Source organism: Streptomyces sp. NPDC097107 (genome assembly GCF_044762405.1).
GTDB lineage: Bacteria > Actinomycetota > Actinomycetes > Streptomycetales > Streptomycetaceae > Streptomyces > Streptomyces thinghirensis.
This window is the reverse complement of record NZ_JBIWEF010000001.1, coordinates 2,501-22,145: the sequence shown is the minus strand read 5'-3', so window position 1 is coordinate 22,145 and position 19,645 is coordinate 2,501. Positions and strand designations below refer to the sequence as shown.

Here is a 19,645-nt window from a genome sequence, read left to right as displayed (position 1 = left end):
CGCCTACGCAGTCTTCACAAGGCCCGACTTTCGGTCAGGGGGCCGAGCCTGAAATAGTTCCCCCCGATGTTCGACATCCCTAGACTCCCCGCGACGGGAGCACATCGGGGGACAACTCAGTGGGGCATGGAGTGCCGGAACTCGTACTGGAATCCAATGGACAGACCTGGACGCTTGACCCGTCCCGGTCGTATGCGCTCGGACGCGATCCGCAGGGGGAGCTTGTCTTCGACGACGCCAGGGTCTCCTGGCGGCATGCCACGATCAGTTTCAACGGCCGCAGTTGGGTCGTCGAGGACCACGGCAGCACCAACGGCACGTTCGTGCACGGGCAGCGGATCCAGCAGGTGGAGCTCGGCGCCGGCACCGTGCTGAACCTCGGCAACGCGAACGACGGCCCGCGCGTGAGCCTGACCGGCGCCCAGGCCGCCGTCGGCACGCCGCAGGCCCAGCCTCAGCAGCAGCCGTACGCCGCGCAGGGTGCGAACGCCGGCTGGGCCCAGCAGGCGCCGGCGCAGGAGCCGCAGAAGCACCAGGCCCCGCCGCACCAGAGCCCGCCGCACCAGGGCCGGCAGCACGGGCAGCAGCAGGCCGGCTGGCAGCAGCACGCGCCGCAGCCGCAGCAGGCCGCGCCGCACTTCCCCCAGCAGCAGGGGCCCGGTGGCGCGGCGGGGGCGCCGCCGGTCTACGGCGACCGCAGCCCGACCACGTTCCACCAGTTCTCGCTCGGCCGCGTGATGCGCATCGGCCGTGCCCTGGAGAACGAGCTGGTCGTCTCCGACCTGCAGGTCTCGCGCAACCACGCGGAGTTCCACGCGACGCCCGACGGGCGCATGGAGATCCGCGACCTGGGGTCGCACAACGGCACGTACGTCAACGGTCTGCCGATCGCCAAGGGCGGCTCCCAGCTGCTCGGCCCGACCGACATCGTGGGTGTCGGCCACTCGACGTTCCGCATCGTCGGCGACCGGCTCGAGGAGTTCGTCGACACCGGTGAGGTGTCCTTCTCCGCCCGTCACCTGACCGTCACGGTCGACGGCGGTAAGCAGATCCTCAAGGACGTCTCCTTCGGCGTCCCCGAGAAGTCGCTGATCGCGGTCATCGGCCCCTCCGGATCCGGCAAGTCGACCCTCCTCAAGGCGCTCACCGGGTACCGGCCCGCCGACCAGGGCGAGGTCCTGTACGACAACAGGAACCTGTACAAGCAGTTCGCCGAGCTGCGTCAGCGCATCGGTCTGGTCCCGCAGGACGACATCCTGCACAAGGAGCTGACCGTCAAGAAGGCCCTCAAGTACGCGGCCAAGCTGCGCTTCCCGGCCGACACCACGGCCGCCGAGCGCGACGCCCGCATCGACGAGGTGCTGCGCGAGCTGAAGCTGGACATCCACAAGGACAAGAAGGTCACGTCCCTGTCCGGCGGCCAGCGCAAGCGTGTCTCCGTGGCCCTGGAACTGCTCACCAAGCCCTCGCTGATCTTCCTGGACGAGCCGACCTCCGGCCTCGACCCGGGCATGGACCGCGACGTCATGCAGCTGCTGCGCGGCCTCGCCGACGACGGCCGCACCGTCCTCGTCGTCACCCACTCGGTGGCCGAGCTGGCGATCTGCGACAAGCTGCTGGTGATGGCGCCGGGCGGCTCGGTTGCCTACTTCGGCCCGCCCGAGGAGGCGCTGAACTTCTTCGGCTACGACACCTGGGCCGACGTCTTCTCCGCCTTCGAGAACTACCGCGACTACGACTGGGCGGGCCGCTGGAAGGGCTCGCAGCACTACCAGATGTACGCCGCGGACATCGACGCCGTCGCGCCGCAGTCCGTACAGGTACCGGCGATGCAGGCGATGAAGCCGCCGAAGCCGCAGGGCTGGATGTCCCAGTTCGTCACGCTGGTACGGCGCTACACCTCGGTGATCGTCTCGGACAAGGGCTTCCTCGCCCTGATGGTGATCCTGCCGGCCGTACTCGGCGCGGTGAGCCTGCTCATCGATGCCGACAAGGGCCTGCTGCCCAATCCCGCCAACCCGCAGACCGGCCGGATCATTCCCAACGGCACGGCCACCACGGTCCTGCTGATCCTGGCGGTCGGCGCCTGCTTCGCCGGCGCCGCGAACTCCGTCCGTGAGCTGATCAAGGAACGGGTCATCTACGAGCGGGAGCGCGCGACCGGCCTGTCACGCTCCGCGTACCTGATGTCCAAGGTCTTCGTGCTCGGCGTGATCACGGTGCTGCAGGGCCTGCTGGTCGGCGTCATCGGCTTCGCCACCCGGGAGATCCCGGAGGAGGGGCTCGTCCTCGGAGGCCTGACGCTCCTCGAGCTCTCCCTGCCGATCATGGCGCTCGGTTTCACCTCGATGATGTTCGGTTTGATCATCTCCTCGCTGGTGAAGACCGCCGAGAAGACCATGCCGCTGCTGGTCATGTTCGCGATCATCCAGGTCGTCTTCACCGGCTGCCTCTTCGCCCTGAACGGCGCGGTCGGCGTCAACCAGTTCTCGTACCTGATGCCGTCGCGCTGGGCGGTCGCCGCGGCCGGCGCCACGCTGGACTTCAACAGGATCAGCCCGCCCGAGCAGGGTGCCGAGGCGGATCCGCTGTGGGAGCACACCGCCGGCGCCTGGGGCCTGAACATGGCCGCGCTGATCGTCCTCGGTGTGATCTGCGGCTTCTTCGTGGCACGCTTCCTGCGCCGCCACGAGCCCGAGGTCATGCGCAAGTAGCCCGCGGCCGCGAGCAACCGCGGCCTCGACGCCCCGAAGGGCGGCACCCCGTCAGGAGGGTGCCGCCCTTCGGCGTTCGGATCGGCGTCGGCGACGTCGTGAAGAGGTCCGCGCCGACCTCAGTACGCGCTGTCGACGTTGTCCATGGTGCCGTACTTGTCCGCGGCGTAGTTGCAGGCGGCGACGATGTTGGCGACCGGGTCGTAGATGTTCTTGGAGGTGCCGGGCACGTGGTAGGCATCGAACGTCGGCGGGATCACCTGGAGCAGGCCCTTGGACGGGATGCCGTTGATGGCGTTGATGTCCCAGTCGTTGATGGCCTTCGGGTTGCCGGAGGACTCCCGGATGATGTTGCGGTGGATGCCCTCGTAGGAACCGGGGATGTCGTGCTTCTTCATGATGGCCCGGGCCTCGCGGATCCAGCCGTCCAGGTTGTCCGGGTAGGACTTCTTGACCTCGGCGCGCTTGGCGGACCGGCTGGCGGTCTCCTTGGCCTCGCGCTTCTCCGCGGCCTTCTCGGCAGCGGCCTTCTTCTTGGCGGCGGCCTTGGCGGCCGCCTCCTTCTTCGCCTCGATGGAGGCGACCTTCTGGCTGGCGCCGGCGAGCTGGCCGGTGACGCCGGCGTGCACGTCCTGGATCTGCTCGGTGCTGTACGCCACCTTGGCCTTCGGAGCGGCAGCCTCGCTCGTGGTCGTCTGACCGCTGGCCGGGACCGCGGTGAGCGCGACGGCGGCGGCGCCGAGCGTGCCGACACCGGCTATCGCGAGCTTGTGGGTGCGGTTCAGGGGACGACTGTGACCACGGGTGAAGATGTTCTTGGGCATGGCGGGATAGACCTCTTCGAATAGCGCGGAGGTCGCTCTCGTCCGGTGGGGACAGGGGTGCTTCCGGCACAAACGCCGCGGGGCGACAACCCGCCGCGTTGAGCGACGAGAGCAATTCTTAGCGGCCGCAAAATTCGGAGGCAAAGGTGTGACGTACGATCCGAGGTAGTGGATCAGGGAAGGGTAAAGCGGGGCAGATTGGACTATCTGCCCCGCTCAAAACGGACGAGTCGTTCTCCTACTCCCCTTCGTACGTGACGTGCGCCCTATGCGCGGGCTCACATGCGCCCCCCGCCGTTCTCACACTTGGTTGCGGAAGCAATGCAGCGCGTGAGGGCCTGCGCACCCCCTCCCACGGCAGCCCCTACGGCAGGAGGAGATGCACGTCCCCGAACTCGTGCCACAGGTAGCGACCGAGCACCGCCGCCTCGTACCCGCGGTCGATCGCCGCCCGGCCCGCCACCGCCTCCAGCATCAGCAGGTGCGAGGCCTCGGGCTCGTGCAGCCCCGTCAGCAGCCCGTCGACCACCCGCACCCCGCGCTCCGGAGTCACGACCAGATCGGTCCACCCCGCCCGGGCGCGTACGACCCCGTCGGCGCCGGCCGCCGACTCCACCGCCCGCACGGCCGTCGTCCCCACCGCCACCACCCGCCCGTCACCGGCCCCGGCGGTGTTGATCAGCCGTGCCGACGCCTCGGGCACGGAGAACCGCTCCGCATACGGCGGCTCGTGCGACTCCGCGGAAGCCACCCCCGTGTGCAGCGTCACCGGCGCGAACTGCACCCCCCGGCTCACCAGCTCCGCCACCAGCCGCGCCGTGAAGGGCCGTGCCGCGCTCGGCATCTCCGCGCTGCCCGTCCCGTCCGGGGACGGCAGCGCGAACACGGTCTGGTACGCGGTCAACGGCTGATCCCGCTCCGTATAGGAGTAACGAATGGGCCGTCCGTACTCCCGCAGCACCACGGGCACCCCCGCCCCCGACACCCGGGCCCACCACAACCGCTCCCCGCGCGTACTCAACGGCTCCTCCAGCACGAGCCGCGTACCGCCGGGGAGCCGCACCTCCGTCCCCTCCGGCCCGCCCGCACGCGCGCGCGTGGTGCCGCTTCCGTCGGGAGCCCGCAGCTCCACCGCCCACCGGCCGTCGTCCCCGCGCGTGGAGAAGTGCACCACCACGGGCGTGCCCCCGACACGCCCGTCGACGGCTGCGGCCAGCGTCGCCGACGTGTTGACGACGAGCAGATCTCCGGCCCGCAGCAGCCCCGGCAGCTCCCGGAACCCGTGGTGCGAGACCTCGGTCCCACGCGACACCAGCAGCCGTACGCCGTCCCGGTCCAGCCCGGGGCCCCGCTGTTCGGCGGGGACCCGGGCCGACAGCTCCTCCGGAACGCGCAGCGCCGGCGTCATCGCGGTCCCTCCAGCAGTGCCGGAGCACCGTAGCGACCGCTGGCCGGCCGCTCGTCCAGCAACCTGAGCAGCGCCGGGACGACATTCACCGGGTCGGGCCGCGGATCGTCGTCGTCCGGTACGGCCGCCGCGTACAGGTCGGTGGCCATGTCCCCGGGATCGACCGCCCAGACCCGCAGCCCCGGCTCCTCGGCGCCCAGCACCGCCGCCAGCTGGTCCAGGGCCGCCTTGGACGCCCCGTAACCGCCCCACGTCTCGTACGCCTCCGCCGCGGCGTCCGAGCTGACCGTCAGCACCACGCCGGCCGGGGCCGCACGCAGCAACGGCAGCGCCTCCTGGACCAGGCCCAGCGCGGCCACGACGTTCACTTCCAGGGCCCGCCGCAGCCCGGCCGGCGGCAGCTCCGCCAGCCGCACCAGCGGCTCCGCGCCCAGCGCGCTCGCGTTGCTGACCAGCAGATCCACCCCGCCCAGCCGCCGGGCCGCCGCGATGAGCCCGGCCCGGTGCCCGGCGTCGGTGACGTCCCCGGGCAGTGCCGTCACGCGCGTTCCGTACGCCTCCAGCGCCGCCGCGGTCTCCCTGAGCACCGTCGGCGTCCTGGCATCCAGCACCAGGTCCCAGCCCCGCGCCGCCAAAGCCTCGGCCAGCGCCCGCCCCAGTCCCTTCGAAGCTCCCGTGATGATCGCAACCGGCATGACACACGTCCCCTCGTCGTCCACGCCTCCTGAGCGGCCGGCGTGATCCTCAACGTAGGAACCGCGCCGCACCGGCCGCCTCGGGCACGGGCCGCAACCGTGCGGGGTCCTTCGCCCTAGGACCGGCGGGCGGGACCCGGGACCTAGGCCTACCGCCCTAGGCGAGGCGGTCACAGGCCCGATCCCGGAGTCACACCCCGCCGGTACCGTGAGGACATGAGTCACGGCCCCCGGTCCGGCCTCGCCGCGGTCAGTTCCGCGCTGCTGGCCATGAGCAGGCACCTCGAGGTGCGCGACGTCCTCAAGACGATCGTCGCCTCGGCCCGCGAGCTGCTCGACGCGCAGTACGCCGCCCTCGGCGTCCCCGACGACCACGGCGGCTTCGCCCAGTTCGTCGTCGACGGCGTCAGCGACGAGCAGTGGAAGGCCATCGGCCCCCTGCCGCGCCAGCACGGCATCCTCGCCGCGATGCTGCACGAGGCCACCCCCCAGCGTCTCGGCGACGTCCGCGAGGACCCCCGATTCGAGGGCTGGCCGTCGGCCCACCCGGACCTGGTCGACTTCCTGGGACTGCCGATCCGCGACGGCGACGAGGTCATCGGCGCGCTGTTCCTGGCCAACAAGCTGCGCCATGCGGAGGGACACCCCACCCCGTGTCCGAAGCCGACCGGCGGCTGCGGCTTCACCGCGGACGACGAGGAACTGCTGGGCATCCTCGCCCAGCACGCCGCCATCGCCCTCACCAACGCCCGCCTCTACGAACGCAGCCGCGAACTGACCATCGCCGAGGAGCGCTCCCGCCTCGCCCACGAACTGCACGACGCGGTCAGCCAGAAGCTCTTCTCGCTGCGCCTGACCGCCCAGGCCGCAGCCACCCTCGTCGACCGTGACCCCGCGCGCGCCAAGGGCGAGCTGCAGCAGGTCGCCGCGCTCGCCGCGGAGGCCGCCGACGAGCTGCGCGCCGCCGTCGTCGAGCTGCGCCCCGCCGCCCTGGACGAGGACGGCCTCGTCGCCACCCTCCGCACCCAGATCCACGTCCTGGACCGCGCCCACACCGCGCGCGTGACCTTCACCGGCCACGGGGTCAAAGCTTTGCCCGCCGCCCAGGAGGAGGCGATGCTGCGCGTCGCCCAGGAAGCACTGCACAACGCCCTGCGCCACTCCGGGGCGGAGCACGTCGACGTGACGCTGCGCCGGCGCGGCGCCGGCGCCGTGCTGCGGGTCACCGACGACGGCAGCGGCTTCGACACACGCACGGTGCGCCGGGCGGGACGCCACCTCGGCCTGGTCTCGATGCGGGACCGGGCGAGCGGCGCCGGCGGCAGGCTGACCGTGGAATCGGCGCCCGGCAAGGGCACCACGATCGAGATGGAGGCCCCCGGTGGCTGACGCAATCAAGGTGCTGCTCGTCGACGACCACCAGGTGGTCCGCCGGGGCCTGCGCACCTTCCTGGAGGTGCAGGACGACATCGAGGTGGTGGGCGAGGCCGCGGACGGCGCCGAGGGCGTCGACCGGGCCGAGGAGCTGAAGCCCGACGTGATCCTCATGGACGTCAAGATGCCGGGCATGGACGGCGTCGACGCGCTGCGCAGACTCCGCGAGCTGGACAACCGCGCGCGCGTGCTGGTCGTCACCAGCTTCACGGAGCAGCGCACCGTCGTCCCGGCCCTGCGGGCGGGCGCGGCCGGTTACGTCTACAAGGACGTCGATCCCGACGCGCTGGCGGGCGCCATCCGCTCCGTCCACGCCGGCCACATCCTGCTCCAGCCCGAGGTCGCGGGCGCCCTGCTGTCCCAGGAGGAGAACAACTCCGGGCAGGGCAGAGCGGGTGCCCTCACGGAGCGGGAGCGCGAGGTGCTGGGCCTGATAGCGGACGGCCGCTCCAACCGGGAGATCGCGCGCGCCCTCGTCCTCTCCGAGAAGACGGTGAAGACCCACGTCTCGAACATCCTGATGAAACTCGATCTCGCGGACCGCACCCAGGCCGCACTGTGGGCCGTGCGCCACGGTGTGACCGGCTGACCACCCCCTGCCCCCGTACGCGGCGGCAACTCGGAGGGTTCCCCTCCGGTCGGAGATTCATACCGTCGTGGGAATGTCCCCCGAATGGCGCATCCTCTCCGGCGCCCGACCGTTCTCCAGTGCGTACTGCGGCGACTGCCGCGGCAATCGCAAGGAGGGCTTGTAAGTGAAGAACCTGAAGAAGGCAGCGGCCGTGACGATGGTGGCCGGCGGACTGATCGCCGCCGGCGCGGGCATGGCCTCCGCCACCGACGGCTCGGTCGCCCACGGCGAGGCCGTCGGCTCCCCGGGCGTCGCCTCCGGCAACGTCGTCCAGGCGCCGATCCACATCCCGGTGAACGCCGTCGGCAACAGCGTCAACGTCATCGGCGTCCTGAACCCGGCCTTCGGCAACCTCGGCGTCAACCACTGACCCAGGCCACCAAGCCAACCACGGCCTCCCGGGCCCCCACCCGGGAGGCCGGTCGCGTTCCGCGTCCCCACCCAGCCACGGGCAGCCAAGCGCCGCAGCAACTGCGGGCACCCGTGCCCCGCCCCGCCAGCCGCGGGCACCCGTGCCCCGCCCCGCCAGCCACGGGCAGCACTGCCCGCCCCCAGCCGCGGGCAGCCGTGCTCCGCCACCCCGCCCCAGCCGCGGGCAGTCGTGCCGCTGGGGCGGCACGGGTGGGCGCAGCGGCACCCCGCCATCGCCGGGCCGCGCACCCCACCCCCGGTCCACCCCGACGCCGGGCACCCCCACCGACAGACGTCACCGCACCCCGAGCGGCACCCCCGCACAACCAACAAACGCCCCCGCCCCACCAACAAACGCCCCCGCACAACCAAGGGACGTCACCGCACCCCTCGCTCCCGCTCCTCCACAACGGAGTTGTACGCCGCCACCTGCGCCCGCCGAGCCGTCCGCTCCACCGGCCGCAACGCCTCCCCCCGAGCCACCATCTCGGACGCGCTCACCGCACCCCCGTGCCCGTTCGCACCCGCCAGCGACACCAGCGCCCCCACCCGCTGCGCCAACTCCAGCACCCGCACCGCCCGCGGCGGGTACCCCGGCACGAGAACCTCCCGCCCCCGCTCCGCCCGCGCCCGGTACGCCGCGACCGCCGCCTCCGCCACCGGCCCCGACCCGGCCACGTCCAGCCGCGTCAGCATCTCCGTCGCGTCCCGCAGCGCCTCCGCCAGCTCCCGCTCCGCCTCCCCGAGCGAGGGCACATCCGCCGGCGGAGCCTCCCGCACCGGCAGGCAGTGCCAGACGACCTCGACATGCACGTCACCCTCGGGCCCGGCCTCGTACACCTCCGGCACCAGCCCGAGCGCGGCACCGTGACAGATCACCGCCTCCTCGGCCTCCAGCGCCCGCGCGTTGAATTCCGGCGGCCCGCTCAGCCCCAGCGGATGCCCCGGCGCGGGCAGCGCCACCCGCAGCCCGGTCGCCCCGAGCGCCCGCAGCCGCCCCAGCGCCAGCGTGAGACCGACCGGTGCCGTTTCGCCCGGCAGCGCCTCCACCCGGTGCACCGCGTCGTCGCCGACAATCGCGACCGCGGCGTCGTCCGGCGAGACCATTCCGGCAATAAGGGCATTTCCCCAGGCTGCGAGGCGCCCTGCGCGTGGTTCCGAGAGCATGCCCCCACCCTAAGGACCGGACCGATGGAACGGTGAAGCCGACCGGTGGCGTAGATTTCCTGGAGGGCCTGCGCCCACCGGCGCGGCGACCCGAGCCAGAGGCGTACGCGACAGCCGAGACCGGCCACAATGCAAGGGGAGACAACGCGCTCATGAGCGATGTTCTGGAGCTTCAGGACGTATCCGTGGTCCGCGAGGGCCGGGCTCTGGTGGACCAGGTCTCCTGGTCGGTGAAGGAGGGTGAGCGCTGGGTCATCCTGGGCCCCAACGGCGCCGGCAAGACCACGCTCCTCAATGTCGCGTCCAGCTACCTCTACCCCAGCAACGGCACCGCCACCATCCTCGGCGAGACTCTCGGCAAGCCCGGCACGGATGTCTTCGAACTGCGCCCGCGCATCGGCATGGCCGGCATCGCCATGTCCGACAAGCTGCCCAAGGGCCAGACCGTCCTGCAGACCGTGCTGACCGCCGCCTACGGCATGACCGCCGGCTGGCGGGAGGAGTACGAGGACATCGACGAGCAGCGCGCCCGCGCCTTCCTCGACCGCCTGGGCATGACCGAGTACCTGGAACGGAAGTTCGGCACCCTCTCCGAGGGCGAGCGCAAGCGCACACTCATCGCCCGCGCCCTTATGACCGACCCCGAGCTGCTGCTCCTGGACGAGCCCGCCGCCGGCCTCGACCTGGGCGGCCGCGAAGACCTCGTCCGCCGCCTCGGCCGCCTCGCCCGCGACCCGATCGCCCCCTCGATGATCATGGTCACCCACCACGTCGAGGAAATCGCCCCGGGCTTCACGCACGTCCTGATGATCCGTCAGGGCAAAATCATGGCCGCGGGCCCGCTGGAGCTCGAACTCACCTCCCGCAACCTCTCCCTCTGCTTCGGGCTCCCGCTCGTCGTCGAGCAGGTCGGCGACCGCTGGACCGCACAGGGGCTCCCCCTGTCCTGACCCGCCCCCCGTGCGCCCTGTCCCCGACACGTCACCCGGACCTACCATGACCACGTGAACGACATCGACGCATGGGTGTGGTGGCTCGTCGCCGCGGCAGCGCTCGGAATCCCGCTCGTCGTGACCGCGATGCCGGAGTTCGGGATGCTCGCCGTCGGCGCGGTCGCCGCCGCCGTCGCATCAGGGTTCGGCGCGGACGCCGTCGTCCAGGTACTCGTCTTCGTCATCGTCTCGGTCGCCCTCATCGCCGTCGTGCGGCCCATCGCCGCCCGGCACCGCTCCCAACGGCCCCAGCTGGCCACGGGCGTGGACGCCCTGAAGGGCAGACAGGCCGTCGTACTGGAGCGGGTCGACGGCTCAGGCGGGCGGATCAAGCTTGCCGGAGAAGTCTGGTCGGCACGCGCACTCGACGCCGGGCGGACCTTCGAGACGGGCGAGGAAGTGGACGTCGTGGACATCGAGGGGGCCACGGCGATCATCATGTGACCTCGCCGGACACAAGTGGACCGAACACCCTCCGCGGTACACGACGGTCTGTCAGACTCGACCAGCAAGATCCTCAACAGCCGTAGGATCAGCAGTAGTCAGGGTGCCAGTCAGGGCCGATAGGATCTGCCGGAGCGCCGAGGCGGAGAAGGGGACGGACAACCACGATGGAACCGGTCATCATCGTCTTGATCATCCTGGTGGTGTTGGTCTTCATCGCCCTGATCAAGACCATCCAGGTCATCCCACAGGCCAGCGCCGCCATCGTCGAGCGCTTCGGCCGCTACACGCGAACACTGAACGCGGGCCTCAACATCGTCGTCCCGTTCATCGACACCATCCGCAACCGCATCGACCTGCGCGAACAGGTCGTCCCCTTCCCGCCGCAGCCGGTCATCACCCAGGACAACCTGGTCGTCAACATCGACACGGTCATCTACTACCAGGTGACCGACGCCCGCGCCGCGACGTACGAGGTCGCCAGCTACATCCAGGCCATCGAGCAACTGACCGTCACCACACTCCGCAACATCATCGGCGGCATGGACCTGGAGCGGACCCTCACCTCCCGCGAGGAGATCAACGCGGCCCTGCGCGGCGTCCTCGACGAGGCCACCGGCAAGTGGGGCATCCGCGTCAACCGTGTGGAACTCAAGGCCATCGAACCGCCCACCTCCATCCAGGACTCGATGGAGAAGCAGATGCGCGCCGACCGCGACAAGCGCGCCGCGATCCTCCAGGCCGAGGGCGTCCGGCAGTCCGAGATCCTGCGCGCCGAGGGTGAGAAGCAGTCCCAGATCCTGCGCGCCGAAGGTGAGGCCAAGGCCGCCGCACTGCGCGCCGAGGGCGAGGCCCAGGCCGTCCGCACGGTCTTCGAGGCCATCCACGCCGGCGACCCGGACCAGAAGCTGCTCTCCTACCAGTACCTCCAGATGCTCCCGAAGATCGCCGAGGGCGACGCCAACAAGCTCTGGATCGTCCCCAGCGAGATCGGTGACGCCCTCAAGGGCCTGTCCGGCGCCATGGGCAACTTCGGCGGTATGGGCGGCGGTTCGGGCAGCGGCGGCGGCGCGAACGTCCCGGCCCAGGAGCGGCGCGAGAAGCCGTCCATCGACTGACGTCGGTACCCACTACGCCGATGGAGGCGTACCTCTCACCAGAGGTACGCCCCCATCGACGTGTGGGTTACGCGGCCGGCTGGGCGAGCCACTCCGGCAACGCGTCGAAGTCGTCCTGACCCAGGGCGAGAAGCATCGCGTCGGCAGGCGTCGGCTCGAACGGCTCCCGCAGCAGCGGCATACCCGCCTGCTCGGGCGTCCGGTTCGCCTTCCGGTGATTGTCCTCAGCACACGAAGCCACCGTGTTGAGCCATGTGTCCTGCCCGCCGAGCGACCGCGGCACCACGTGGTCGACGGTCGTCCCCCGCCGCCCGCAGTATGCGCACCGGTGCCGGTCCCGGACCAGCACGCCCCGCCTCGACCACGGAGCGCGTCTTCGGAAGGGCACCCGTACGTATTGGCACAGCCTGATCACCCTGGGCGCCGGTATGTCGAGCGCGGCTCCGCGCATCCGCAGTTCGGGGTGGGCCTGTTCGACGACGGCCTTGTCCTGGAGCACCAGAACGACGGCTCGATTAAGCGTCACCGTCGCCAACGGCTCGAAGCTCGCGTTCAGCACCAACGTGTCCCGCATACCAGCCCACCTCCCGTGCGCACCGGCCCACCCCGTGGCGGGCTGGGATCAACTCTGGCCGGGCACGCCGAGATGGACAACGCAATATCTGCTGCTCATGCGAGGGGAAAGGCTCCCCCACGCCACCCCCCGGCAACAAAAATGCCCGCCCCTGATCCATTCCAGGACCAGGGGCGGGCAAACGTTCCATGAACGCTCGGAACACTAGCCCTCGGCGGGCACCTCGTACTCACCGATCAGCTGGGCACGCGCGATCGTGTGGAACCGCAGATTAAAGCCGACGAACGCCGGGGTAGCCTCCGCGTCCGGCCCCAGCTTCTCCTGGTCCACGGCGTACACCGTGAAGACGTACCGGTGCGGCCCGTCCCCGGCAGGCGGCGCGGCACCGCCGAAGTCCTTGCTGCCGAAGTCGTTGCGTGCCTGTACGGCCCCCTCCGGCAGCCCCTCGAACTTGCCACTGCCCGCGCCCACCGGCAGCTCGGTCACCGAGACCGGGATGTCGAACACCACCCAGTGCCAGAATCCGCTGCCCGTCGGGGCGTCCGGGTCGTAGCAGGTCACGGCGAAGCTCTTGGTCTCGGCGGGGAAACCCTCCCACCGCAGTTGCGGCGAGGTGTTGCCGGCCGCGTGAACCTGAGCGTCCTTGAGCGTCGCCCCTTCCTGGACGTCCTCACTCGTGACCGTGAACGCCGGCACGGGCGGGTGGAAGTCATGGGGGAGCGGCCGCCGCTTGAGCTCGGTCACCTCGGTACCTCCTGATCGTTCGGTGCAGTGGGGTCCGAGCCTAGAACCCCTAGAACCAGTTCCGCTTGCTGCCGACCTCGGACAGCCACTGGTTGAGGTACGCCGTCCAGTCGGTTCCCTGGTAGTCGTTCAGCCCCACCTGGAAGGAACGGAACGTGTCGCTGCCCTCGCTGAAGAGCCCGGGCTTCTTGTCCATCTCCAGTACGACGTCCATCGCCTGAGCGTCGGCGACGAAGCTCAGCTCGACCTGGTTCAGGCCCCGGTACTGCTGCGGCGGGAAGAACTCGATCTCCTGGTAGAACGGCAGCTTCTGCCGCGTACCGCGGATGTGGCCCCGCTCCATGTCCGCGCTCTTGAAGCGGAAGCCCAGCCCGATGAACGCGTCCAGGATCGCCTTCTGCGCCGGCAGCGGGTGCACGTTGATCGGGTCCAGGTCACCGGAGTCCACGGCGCGCGCGATCTCCAGCTCCGTGGTCACGCCGATGTTCATCCCGCGCAGCGTCTGCCCGTCGATCGTCGTGATCGGCGTCTCCCACGGAATCTCGAGCCCGAACTGCACGGCGTGTACGGCGTTCGCCTTCAGCTCGAAGGCACCACCGAGCCGGCTCTTCGTGAACTCGATGTCCTGCTTGTACTCCTGGTCGCCGTTCTCCACCTCGACCTTGGCCTGCAGCCCGACCGACAGCGCCTCGATCTGCTGGTCGACGGACCCGCCCTGGATCCGCACCTCGCCCTGGACGACACCGCCCGGAACGACGTTGACCTCACTCAGCACGGTCTCGACCGAAGCCCCGCCGGCCCCCAGGCTCGCGAGCAGCTTCTTGAACGCCATGTCTCTCCCTCTCCAGGCTTTGTGTGAACCCCTGATCCCTACAAACGCGATTCGGCCGTGACCGGTTCCGCGCCCCACACCGTGGCAAGGCGGAGCTTGGAGCTTCCTGGCCACCTCGCGCACGGACCCGGCTGCGTTACGCTCGGACAGCATGATCGCGAGCCCCGACCGTACGCCTCTGCCCAGAAATTTCTTCGACCGGCCCGTCCTCGAGGTGGCCCCGGACCTCCTGGGCCGCATCGTGGTGCGCGACACCCCGGACGGTCCGATCGCCCTCCGCCTGGCAGAGGTCGAGGCCTACGACGGTCAGAACGACCCCGGCTCCCACGCCTACCGCGGTCGCACGCCCCGCAACGAAGTGATGTTCGGTCCCCCCGGCCACGTGTACGTCTACTTCCCCTATGGCATGCCGAGGCGGTCAGCATGAACGTTGACCTCCTCGCCCATCCTGCTGAAGAAGTCGCCCCCAAGCTGCTCGGGAGCGTCCTCACCTGCAAGACCCCCGAGGGAACCGTGAGCATCGCCATCACGGAGACCGAGGCGTACTCCGGTACGGCAGACCCAGCTTCCCATGCCTACCGAGGCCGGACACCCCGTAACGCCGTCATGTTCGGACCCCCAGGACACCTGTATGTCTACCGGTCCCACGGTCTCCACTGGTGCGCCAACATCGTCACCGGGACGGATGGCATCGCCTCAGCTGTCCTCATCCGGGCAGGCAGGGTCATCGAGGGGGAGGACCTGGCACGCAAGCGGCGAGGGGAGGGGGTCGAGAGCCCACGTCTTGCCCGAGGTCCGGGGAACTTCTGCCAGGCGCTCGGCATCACGGGAAAGCACAACGGCGCAGACCTCCTGACAGGTACCTCGGTCATGTTGTCCGAGGGTGAGCCGGTACCCACCGCGCTCATCCAGGTTGGTCCTCGGGTAGGCGTGAGCAAGGCCCACGACTGGCAACACCGGTTCTACCTCGCCAGTGATCCAACGGTCTCGGTGTACCGACTGAGCCCGAGAGCCAAACCGCCCGCCGGATCCTGAGCGGCTGTGTGCCTGGCTCACGGTTCGCCGGTGAGTCGGTGCGGAGTTGGGCCGGAAGATGGGTGATCGCTCGCGAGCGTGGCGCGTGGCGCCGTCCTTGCCGGTCGAGTGACTGCCGACGTGCGCCGACTCGGGTCGGACGGGTGGGGGATGGCCGGGTACATCAGCGGATGGCTGAACAGAGCAGCACCACACGGGAGGGTTCCCTGACCTGAACGGGGTCCTCCCGCCTTCGCGTAAGATCCCTCGGCCAGGTCGCCGCCGTCGCTCCCGACCGCACGAGACCGAGTCCAGGCCCGAAGGCTTGGGCGTCCACCTGTGAAGAGAGACCGCGCCATCCATGCCCGGTCCGCCCCCGCAACGAAAGGGAGGCACATGTCCCGCCATCCGGCGGGGGGCACTGGCGCACCCGTGTGCGCCTCACAGGAAGGGACTGCCAATAGTGGGACGTATCCCGTTTCAGTTCGAAGGTGACTTCGCCGCCGTGTCTCAGGAGGAGTACAAGCGGCGAGCGAGACACCCGCGCCTCGACTACGCCCACCGCGTCGAGTACGCGGCCATGGGATGGGCGAACCAGATCGGCCACGCCGAGTTCCCGCCGGGGGAGCTGAACAAGATCCTGGCCGACAGGGTGCCAAGCAACAACGCCGTGAACAACCACGTGCGTAAGGCCAAGGGGTGGGGCTTCATCGAGGTAGAGTCCACCCGCCGATGCCTCGTGCTGTCCATGTACCACTTCCAGAAGGGCATCGGGGACAGAACCTGTGACGAGCACGGCATACGCCCGGTGAAGCGCTTCACGCCGTAGCCCACACGTGAGGTCTGTCGGTCGATCGGAGCACCGACACGCCACGCGTGCCGATCGAACGACACGCGACGCCTGTAAGCGCAGGGCGTTGACCAGGAAAGACGTGCCCTCCCTTCTTGATCTCTCTTGAAGTGAAGGCACTCTGCCTCGAAAGTCACGTCAGTGTCCGGGTGCTGCGTGATCCTGTGCTTCACGTACCGCATGACGGAGCGCACCATCATTCGGCCCTGTGCTCTTCCCGCATGTGTGTCCGGAGGACGACGTTCGCATCGGACACCTTCGAGTAGTCCCCGACCGATCGCGCGTTGGTCCGAGTCACAGCGATGCCGAGGCATACGCCGCAACCTGCCACAGGGTCCGGCTCCCCTACCGGAGCTGTCAGGTGCACTGGTCCCGCCATCGTCGTCTTTGGTGTACTCATCCCGTACGGCCTCCCGACTGCGTATCTACCGAAAGATGATCCCTTGGAATTCGCACGGGTCCGTGCTTCATGCGCGTTGTGGACTGAAGATCATGAACGGCAAGCGGTCGACCACTCGGCGAGCCGTGCCCGAAGGTCTTCGCCGAAGAGGGCGTGTTCCTCGTACCCGGCGAACTCCTTCAGGTACGACTGAACATCTCGGCCGTCGCGGAGTACGAGACTTCCCGCCGTCGTCTCGATGGTGACCAACGCGGCGTCGTAGATGGTGAACGTACTCAGAGGGGTTCGGGGCGTCGGTGTCCCTACGGGGATCACCCCGATCTGAACGTTCGGGAGGTAGGACAGGGACGCCAGCCGGTCCATCTGCTCGGCCAGCGCCAGCGGGGATACGACCGGCCAGCGAACCGCCTGCTCGGTCAGAACGAATGTGAACCGCTTCGAGGCGTCGTAGAGGACGGCTTGCCGTCCCAGCTTCCCCGCTACGGCCTTGCTTGTGTCGGCCGTCGAGTGAGCCAGGCTCGCCCGTACGTATTCCGGTGTTGCGAGCAGCCCGGTGACCATCGAGAGCAGGAAGTAGCGCATGTGCGTAGAGGACGCTTCGAGCGACTTCAGCTCGGCCTGTCTCGTACCGAGCCCCTTGCGCCGAAGCTCTCGGAGGTTCCGCCACTCGGTGTTCGCCATCCTGGCAAGGGCGGAGACCTCGGCGACCAGTTCCGGCGGAGCTTCCAGCGCTCGCAAGATCTGCTCGACGTCGACCAGGGACGGCCGTGTCCGGCCGTTCTCGATACGAGACACCTTCGACTGGGACATGTTGCAGCGCGCTGCGAGCCGGTCCCCTGAGAGGCCGGCTCGCTTACGCAAGTCCCGAAGCAGAGAGGCGAGTTCGGTACCAGACTCGCCAAGCTGCTCAGCTTCGAACGTCACTGCGTCACGCGCTCCGCGTACTCCAGGAAGGGAACCGACTCGGCAACGGCGATGCGCTGCCACTCGATGAACGGCGCAGGGTCACCCTCGTACAGCTCCCGGCTGATCTGCGTTCCGTCGTCCTCGTACTTCATGAGAACGACCGTCGAGCGGTCGAACATCCAGAAGTCCTCGACATCCGACAAAGGGTTCTCTCGCTCGGTCACGTCAAGGATGCGGATGTCCTCCCCGGCGAGCACGTGCGGGGCGTAGTACCGGGAGAACTCGAAGCGGAGGTACTCGGAGAGCGGTCGAGTCAGGACATGCACTCGCCCCTTGCTCCTTCCCTCGCCGCGCAGCCGCTTCAGGTCTTCCGTGTACGCGGATGAGTAGGTGTCTGGGTCGACGCGCTTCCCTGCGCGGAAGGCTTCAAGCTCTTCCGCCTCCTGCGGTACGAGGTACTGGGGCAGGGTCTCCAGCCGCCACGCTTCCGACTGGAAGCCCCGGAGCATCGCGCGCCACTCTTCACCATCCAAGAGCACGAACGGCCTCCCGAAGAACGCTCTCGGGGATCTCCACGAGCGCTTCCCCCTGCGGGGGAGTGAAGGCGTCGGACACGTCGCCCTGAACCACGATGGAGCCGGACGCGGTGCGGTAGACGTTCGGGCAGTCATCCTCTCCACACGTGCCGTTGCCAGTCAGCCGAGTCAGTTCTTCGCGTGCCATGCGGAACCCCCTTGACTTGTCGGCCCGGTCGGGGCCGTCTGAGACGACCGTACGGGGGCCGCTTGCGGCCGCCGCCCATGCGCGGACGTGACTCATGCACGTTGTTGCATGAAGTGGGGGGCGAGAGGGGCGCACAGAGGCTCTGAGGGATGTCCGGTTCTTCCTCGCCGGGTATGACGAAGGGCCCCGCCCGACTCTCGTCAGACAGGGCCCGTGCTCACTGAGCGCCGACAGTCGGCTCGGCTCTCCGTGATCGGATCTCAGGGGTTCCGGAACGTGATCCGGCAGTGCTCGGCCTGGAAGGCTCGGACCCCTCGACCGCGCGGCATCAGCTCGACTCGCTCGCAGACCTGCATGACGACGGTCCGCACGTAGTCGATCCGGTCGGGGTCCTCGTAGTCCAGCTCCTCCCACAGGTACTCGATGTCGCCCAGGTCGACGCGTACCCGTTTCGCTGCCAGGTCTGCCAGCTCGGTCCGGACCTTCGCCAGCTCGGCATCACACCTGCCGATGCCTGCGCGCATGGTCGCTGCGTCGATGTCCCCTACGGCGAACATCTCCGCCAAGGCGGTACGCCTCTCGGATGTGGCTACCTCCTCGGCCAGTAGCTCGGCCTCGCGCTCCTCGTCCGCGGCATCCGTGGCCGGAGCCTGGCTCCACTCCTCGGCCCTGGTGATGACATTCCGGACCACGAAGGAGTCAAGGGGGTCCGCCGGGCATGTGATGCACCGGCCCCCTGAACAGGTGTAAATCCTGTACCGCTCGCCTGCCGCGTTCTTCTTACTCCACCCCTGCGTCACGACGGCCTGACACTTCGAGCAGCGGACCACGCCGGACAACAGCGCCTTACGCTTCCCTCCGCCGCCGGTCTTGCGCTCAGGGTCGCTCAGGTAGCGCGCCAGAGCCCGGAACACGCCCTCGGAGACGATCGGCTCCCAGTTGCCTGGGCCGGTCTCCTCGGTCACTCGCACGCGCCTCCCGTCCGGCTTCTCGACCCACTGGGAGTAGGTCTGGATGCCCGCGTTCCTCGGTTTCAAGAGGACAGACCGGAGGTTCGAGCTACGCCACTCGTTGCCGTGTGGCGAGAGCAGCTCGCGAGCGTTCCAGTCCTTCGCGATGGACCACAGGGAGACACCGGCCAGGACATCTCGGTACGCCTGCCGCAGGGCTTCCGCCTCCTCATCGCGATGGGTGCCGTTGCGCTCGAAGCCGAAGGGGCGAGTGCTCCAGAAGGGCCTGCCCGACTCCCTGCGGCGCTGATGACCAAGCACCTGACGCTCCACTCTCATCTCGGTCTCGTTCTCGGCTACCGCAGCGCCGATGCGAGCGGCCAGACGACCCGAAGGGGTAGCCAAGTCCAGGACGCCCTGAGCCTGGGCGGCGGCCAGATGAACGCCGGTCTCCTCGGCCAGGTCCACCAGCTCGACCAGGTCCCGTGTCGTGCGGTAGAGGCGGTCGTAGTGCCTGGCTACGACGACTTCGGCCTTACCCGTACGCACCAGCTCGACCACGCGCCTCCAGCCTTCACCGCGAGCCGACACCTTGCGACCCTCGACGAAGCGGAACTTCGAGGCCGAAGAGTCCTTCTCCGTGATGACCTCTATGACCGTCCAGCCGTTCCGGTCGCACAGCGCCTGGCTCAGTTCGACCTGTTGCTTCAGGTTCCCGCCCTTGGACTCCTCGCCTCTCGGGGTTGGGCTCAGCCTGGCGTAGATGATCGCTCGCACTGCCTGTCTCCCCTCCTTGTCGTCGCCTTGCTGATGA

20 protein-coding genes and 1 pseudogene are annotated in these 19,645 nt (G+C 69.3%); 10 read left to right on the top strand and 11 right to left on the bottom strand.

Going from position 1 to position 19,645, the window contains the following annotated elements; all coding sequences use genetic code 11:
- Window positions 1-131: 131 nt before the first annotated feature.
- Complete coding sequence (locus ACIQ1J_RS00115; RefSeq protein ID WP_403552730.1) at window positions 132-2,714, top strand: FHA domain-containing protein; 2,583 nt, start codon at window positions 132-134, stop codon at window positions 2,712-2,714.
- A gap of 119 nt (window positions 2,715-2,833) precedes the next feature.
- Here ACIQ1J_RS00115 and ACIQ1J_RS00110 read toward each other — a convergent pair whose 3' ends face one another.
- The 3 genes from ACIQ1J_RS00110 to ACIQ1J_RS00100 all read right to left on the bottom strand — a co-directional run bounded on the left by ACIQ1J_RS00110 (window position 2,834) and on the right by ACIQ1J_RS00100 (window position 5,641).
- Window positions 2,834-3,538: a transglycosylase SLT domain-containing protein gene (locus ACIQ1J_RS00110; protein ID WP_403552728.1), complete on the bottom strand. Its 705-nt coding sequence runs from the start codon at window positions 3,536-3,538 to the stop codon at window positions 2,834-2,836.
- A gap of 364 nt (window positions 3,539-3,902) precedes the next feature.
- Entirely contained in the window at window positions 3,903-4,946 is a 1,044-nt protein-coding gene (locus tag ACIQ1J_RS00105; RefSeq protein ID WP_403552726.1) for an S-adenosylmethionine:tRNA ribosyltransferase-isomerase, read from the bottom strand.
- Window positions 4,943-5,641 carry an SDR family NAD(P)-dependent oxidoreductase gene (locus ACIQ1J_RS00100; RefSeq protein ID WP_403552724.1) on the bottom strand — a complete coding sequence of 233 codons (699 nt, stop codon included), beginning with the start codon at window positions 5,639-5,641 and terminating at the stop codon, window positions 4,943-4,945. The genes ACIQ1J_RS00105 and ACIQ1J_RS00100 overlap by 4 nt, the downstream gene beginning before the upstream one ends.
- 216 nt (window positions 5,642-5,857) lie before the next feature.
- On the opposite strand from ACIQ1J_RS00100, the gene ACIQ1J_RS00095 reads away from it, so the two are divergent.
- The 3 genes from ACIQ1J_RS00095 (at window position 5,858) to chpE (ending at window position 8,076) form a co-directional block, all read left to right on the top strand.
- Complete coding sequence (locus ACIQ1J_RS00095; protein WP_403552723.1) at window positions 5,858-7,030, top strand: GAF domain-containing sensor histidine kinase; 1,173 nt, start codon at window positions 5,858-5,860, stop codon at window positions 7,028-7,030.
- A complete protein-coding gene (locus ACIQ1J_RS00090; protein ID WP_210964716.1) occupies window positions 7,023-7,664 on the top strand; it encodes a response regulator transcription factor in 642 nt (213 codons plus the stop codon). The genes ACIQ1J_RS00095 and ACIQ1J_RS00090 overlap by 8 nt, the downstream gene beginning before the upstream one ends.
- Window positions 7,665-7,830: 166 nt before the next feature.
- Complete coding sequence (chpE, locus tag ACIQ1J_RS00085) at window positions 7,831-8,076, top strand: chaplin ChpE (RefSeq protein ID WP_403552720.1); 246 nt, start codon at window positions 7,831-7,833, stop codon at window positions 8,074-8,076.
- 419 nt (window positions 8,077-8,495) lie between these two features.
- Here the strand turns inward: chpE and ACIQ1J_RS00080 are convergent, their stop codons facing one another.
- A complete protein-coding gene (locus ACIQ1J_RS00080; protein WP_403552718.1) occupies window positions 8,496-9,284 on the bottom strand; it encodes a hypothetical protein in 789 nt (262 codons plus the stop codon).
- 152 nt (window positions 9,285-9,436) lie between these two features.
- Between ACIQ1J_RS00080 and ACIQ1J_RS00075 the strand changes: the two genes are divergently transcribed.
- The 3 genes from ACIQ1J_RS00075 to ACIQ1J_RS00065 all read left to right on the top strand — a co-directional run bounded on the left by ACIQ1J_RS00075 (window position 9,437) and on the right by ACIQ1J_RS00065 (window position 11,838).
- Complete coding sequence (locus ACIQ1J_RS00075) at window positions 9,437-10,234, top strand: ABC transporter ATP-binding protein (RefSeq protein ID WP_403552716.1); 798 nt, start codon at window positions 9,437-9,439, stop codon at window positions 10,232-10,234.
- A gap of 54 nt (window positions 10,235-10,288) precedes the next feature.
- Window positions 10,289-10,720 (top strand): NfeD family protein, encoded by a 432-nt coding sequence (locus ACIQ1J_RS00070; protein ID WP_210964720.1) that lies wholly within the window; start codon window positions 10,289-10,291, stop codon window positions 10,718-10,720.
- Between the two features lie 167 nt (window positions 10,721-10,887).
- Window positions 10,888-11,838 carry an SPFH domain-containing protein gene (locus ACIQ1J_RS00065; RefSeq protein ID WP_210964721.1) on the top strand — a complete coding sequence of 317 codons (951 nt, stop codon included), beginning with the start codon at window positions 10,888-10,890 and terminating at the stop codon, window positions 11,836-11,838.
- Between the two features lie 67 nt (window positions 11,839-11,905).
- Here the strand turns inward: ACIQ1J_RS00065 and ACIQ1J_RS00060 are convergent, their stop codons facing one another.
- The 3 genes from ACIQ1J_RS00060 to ACIQ1J_RS00050 form a co-directional block, all read right to left on the bottom strand.
- Entirely contained in the window at window positions 11,906-12,412 is a 507-nt protein-coding gene (locus ACIQ1J_RS00060; protein WP_403552713.1) for an HNH endonuclease, read from the bottom strand.
- Between the two features lie 204 nt (window positions 12,413-12,616).
- Window positions 12,617-13,156: a YbhB/YbcL family Raf kinase inhibitor-like protein gene (locus ACIQ1J_RS00055; RefSeq protein ID WP_210964723.1), complete on the bottom strand. Its 540-nt coding sequence runs from the start codon at window positions 13,154-13,156 to the stop codon at window positions 12,617-12,619.
- A 49-nt stretch (window positions 13,157-13,205) separates the two neighbouring features.
- Window positions 13,206-13,988 carry a sporulation protein gene (locus ACIQ1J_RS00050; protein WP_403552710.1) on the bottom strand — a complete coding sequence of 261 codons (783 nt, stop codon included), beginning with the start codon at window positions 13,986-13,988 and terminating at the stop codon, window positions 13,206-13,208.
- Window positions 13,989-14,139: 151 nt separating this feature from the next.
- Between ACIQ1J_RS00050 and ACIQ1J_RS00045 the strand changes: the two are divergent.
- The 3 genes and pseudogenes from ACIQ1J_RS00045 to ACIQ1J_RS00035 all read left to right on the top strand — a co-directional run.
- Window positions 14,140-14,399: pseudogene (locus ACIQ1J_RS00045) on the top strand (DNA-3-methyladenine glycosylase); the annotation flags it as partial.
- Window positions 14,400-14,411: 12 nt separating this feature from the next.
- The gene (locus tag ACIQ1J_RS00040; protein WP_403553768.1) at window positions 14,412-15,023 is read left to right on the top strand and encodes a DNA-3-methyladenine glycosylase; all 612 of its coding nucleotides are present in this window, start codon (window positions 14,412-14,414) and stop codon (window positions 15,021-15,023) included.
- A gap of 484 nt (window positions 15,024-15,507) precedes the next feature.
- Window positions 15,508-15,831 carry a hypothetical protein gene (locus tag ACIQ1J_RS00035; RefSeq protein ID WP_403552708.1) on the top strand — a complete coding sequence of 108 codons (324 nt, stop codon included), beginning with the start codon at window positions 15,508-15,510 and terminating at the stop codon, window positions 15,829-15,831.
- A 511-nt stretch (window positions 15,832-16,342) separates the two neighbouring features.
- Here the strand turns inward: ACIQ1J_RS00035 and ACIQ1J_RS00030 are convergent.
- From ACIQ1J_RS00030 to ACIQ1J_RS00015, 4 genes are all read right to left on the bottom strand, one after another.
- The gene (locus ACIQ1J_RS00030; protein WP_403552706.1) at window positions 16,343-17,176 is read right to left on the bottom strand and encodes a helix-turn-helix domain-containing protein; all 834 of its coding nucleotides are present in this window, start codon (window positions 17,174-17,176) and stop codon (window positions 16,343-16,345) included.
- Window positions 17,173-17,697: a DUF6879 family protein gene (locus ACIQ1J_RS00025; RefSeq protein WP_403552704.1), complete on the bottom strand. Its 525-nt coding sequence runs from the start codon at window positions 17,695-17,697 to the stop codon at window positions 17,173-17,175. Before ACIQ1J_RS00025 ends, ACIQ1J_RS00030 begins: the two co-directional genes overlap by 4 nt.
- Window positions 17,681-17,881 (bottom strand): hypothetical protein, encoded by a 201-nt coding sequence (locus tag ACIQ1J_RS00020; protein ID WP_403552702.1) that lies wholly within the window; start codon window positions 17,879-17,881, stop codon window positions 17,681-17,683. The genes ACIQ1J_RS00025 and ACIQ1J_RS00020 overlap by 17 nt, the downstream gene beginning before the upstream one ends.
- Before the next feature lie 260 nt (window positions 17,882-18,141).
- The gene (locus ACIQ1J_RS00015; RefSeq protein WP_403552700.1) at window positions 18,142-19,608 is read right to left on the bottom strand and encodes a recombinase family protein; all 1,467 of its coding nucleotides are present in this window, start codon (window positions 19,606-19,608) and stop codon (window positions 18,142-18,144) included.
- Between the last annotated feature and the right edge of the window lie 37 nt (window positions 19,609-19,645).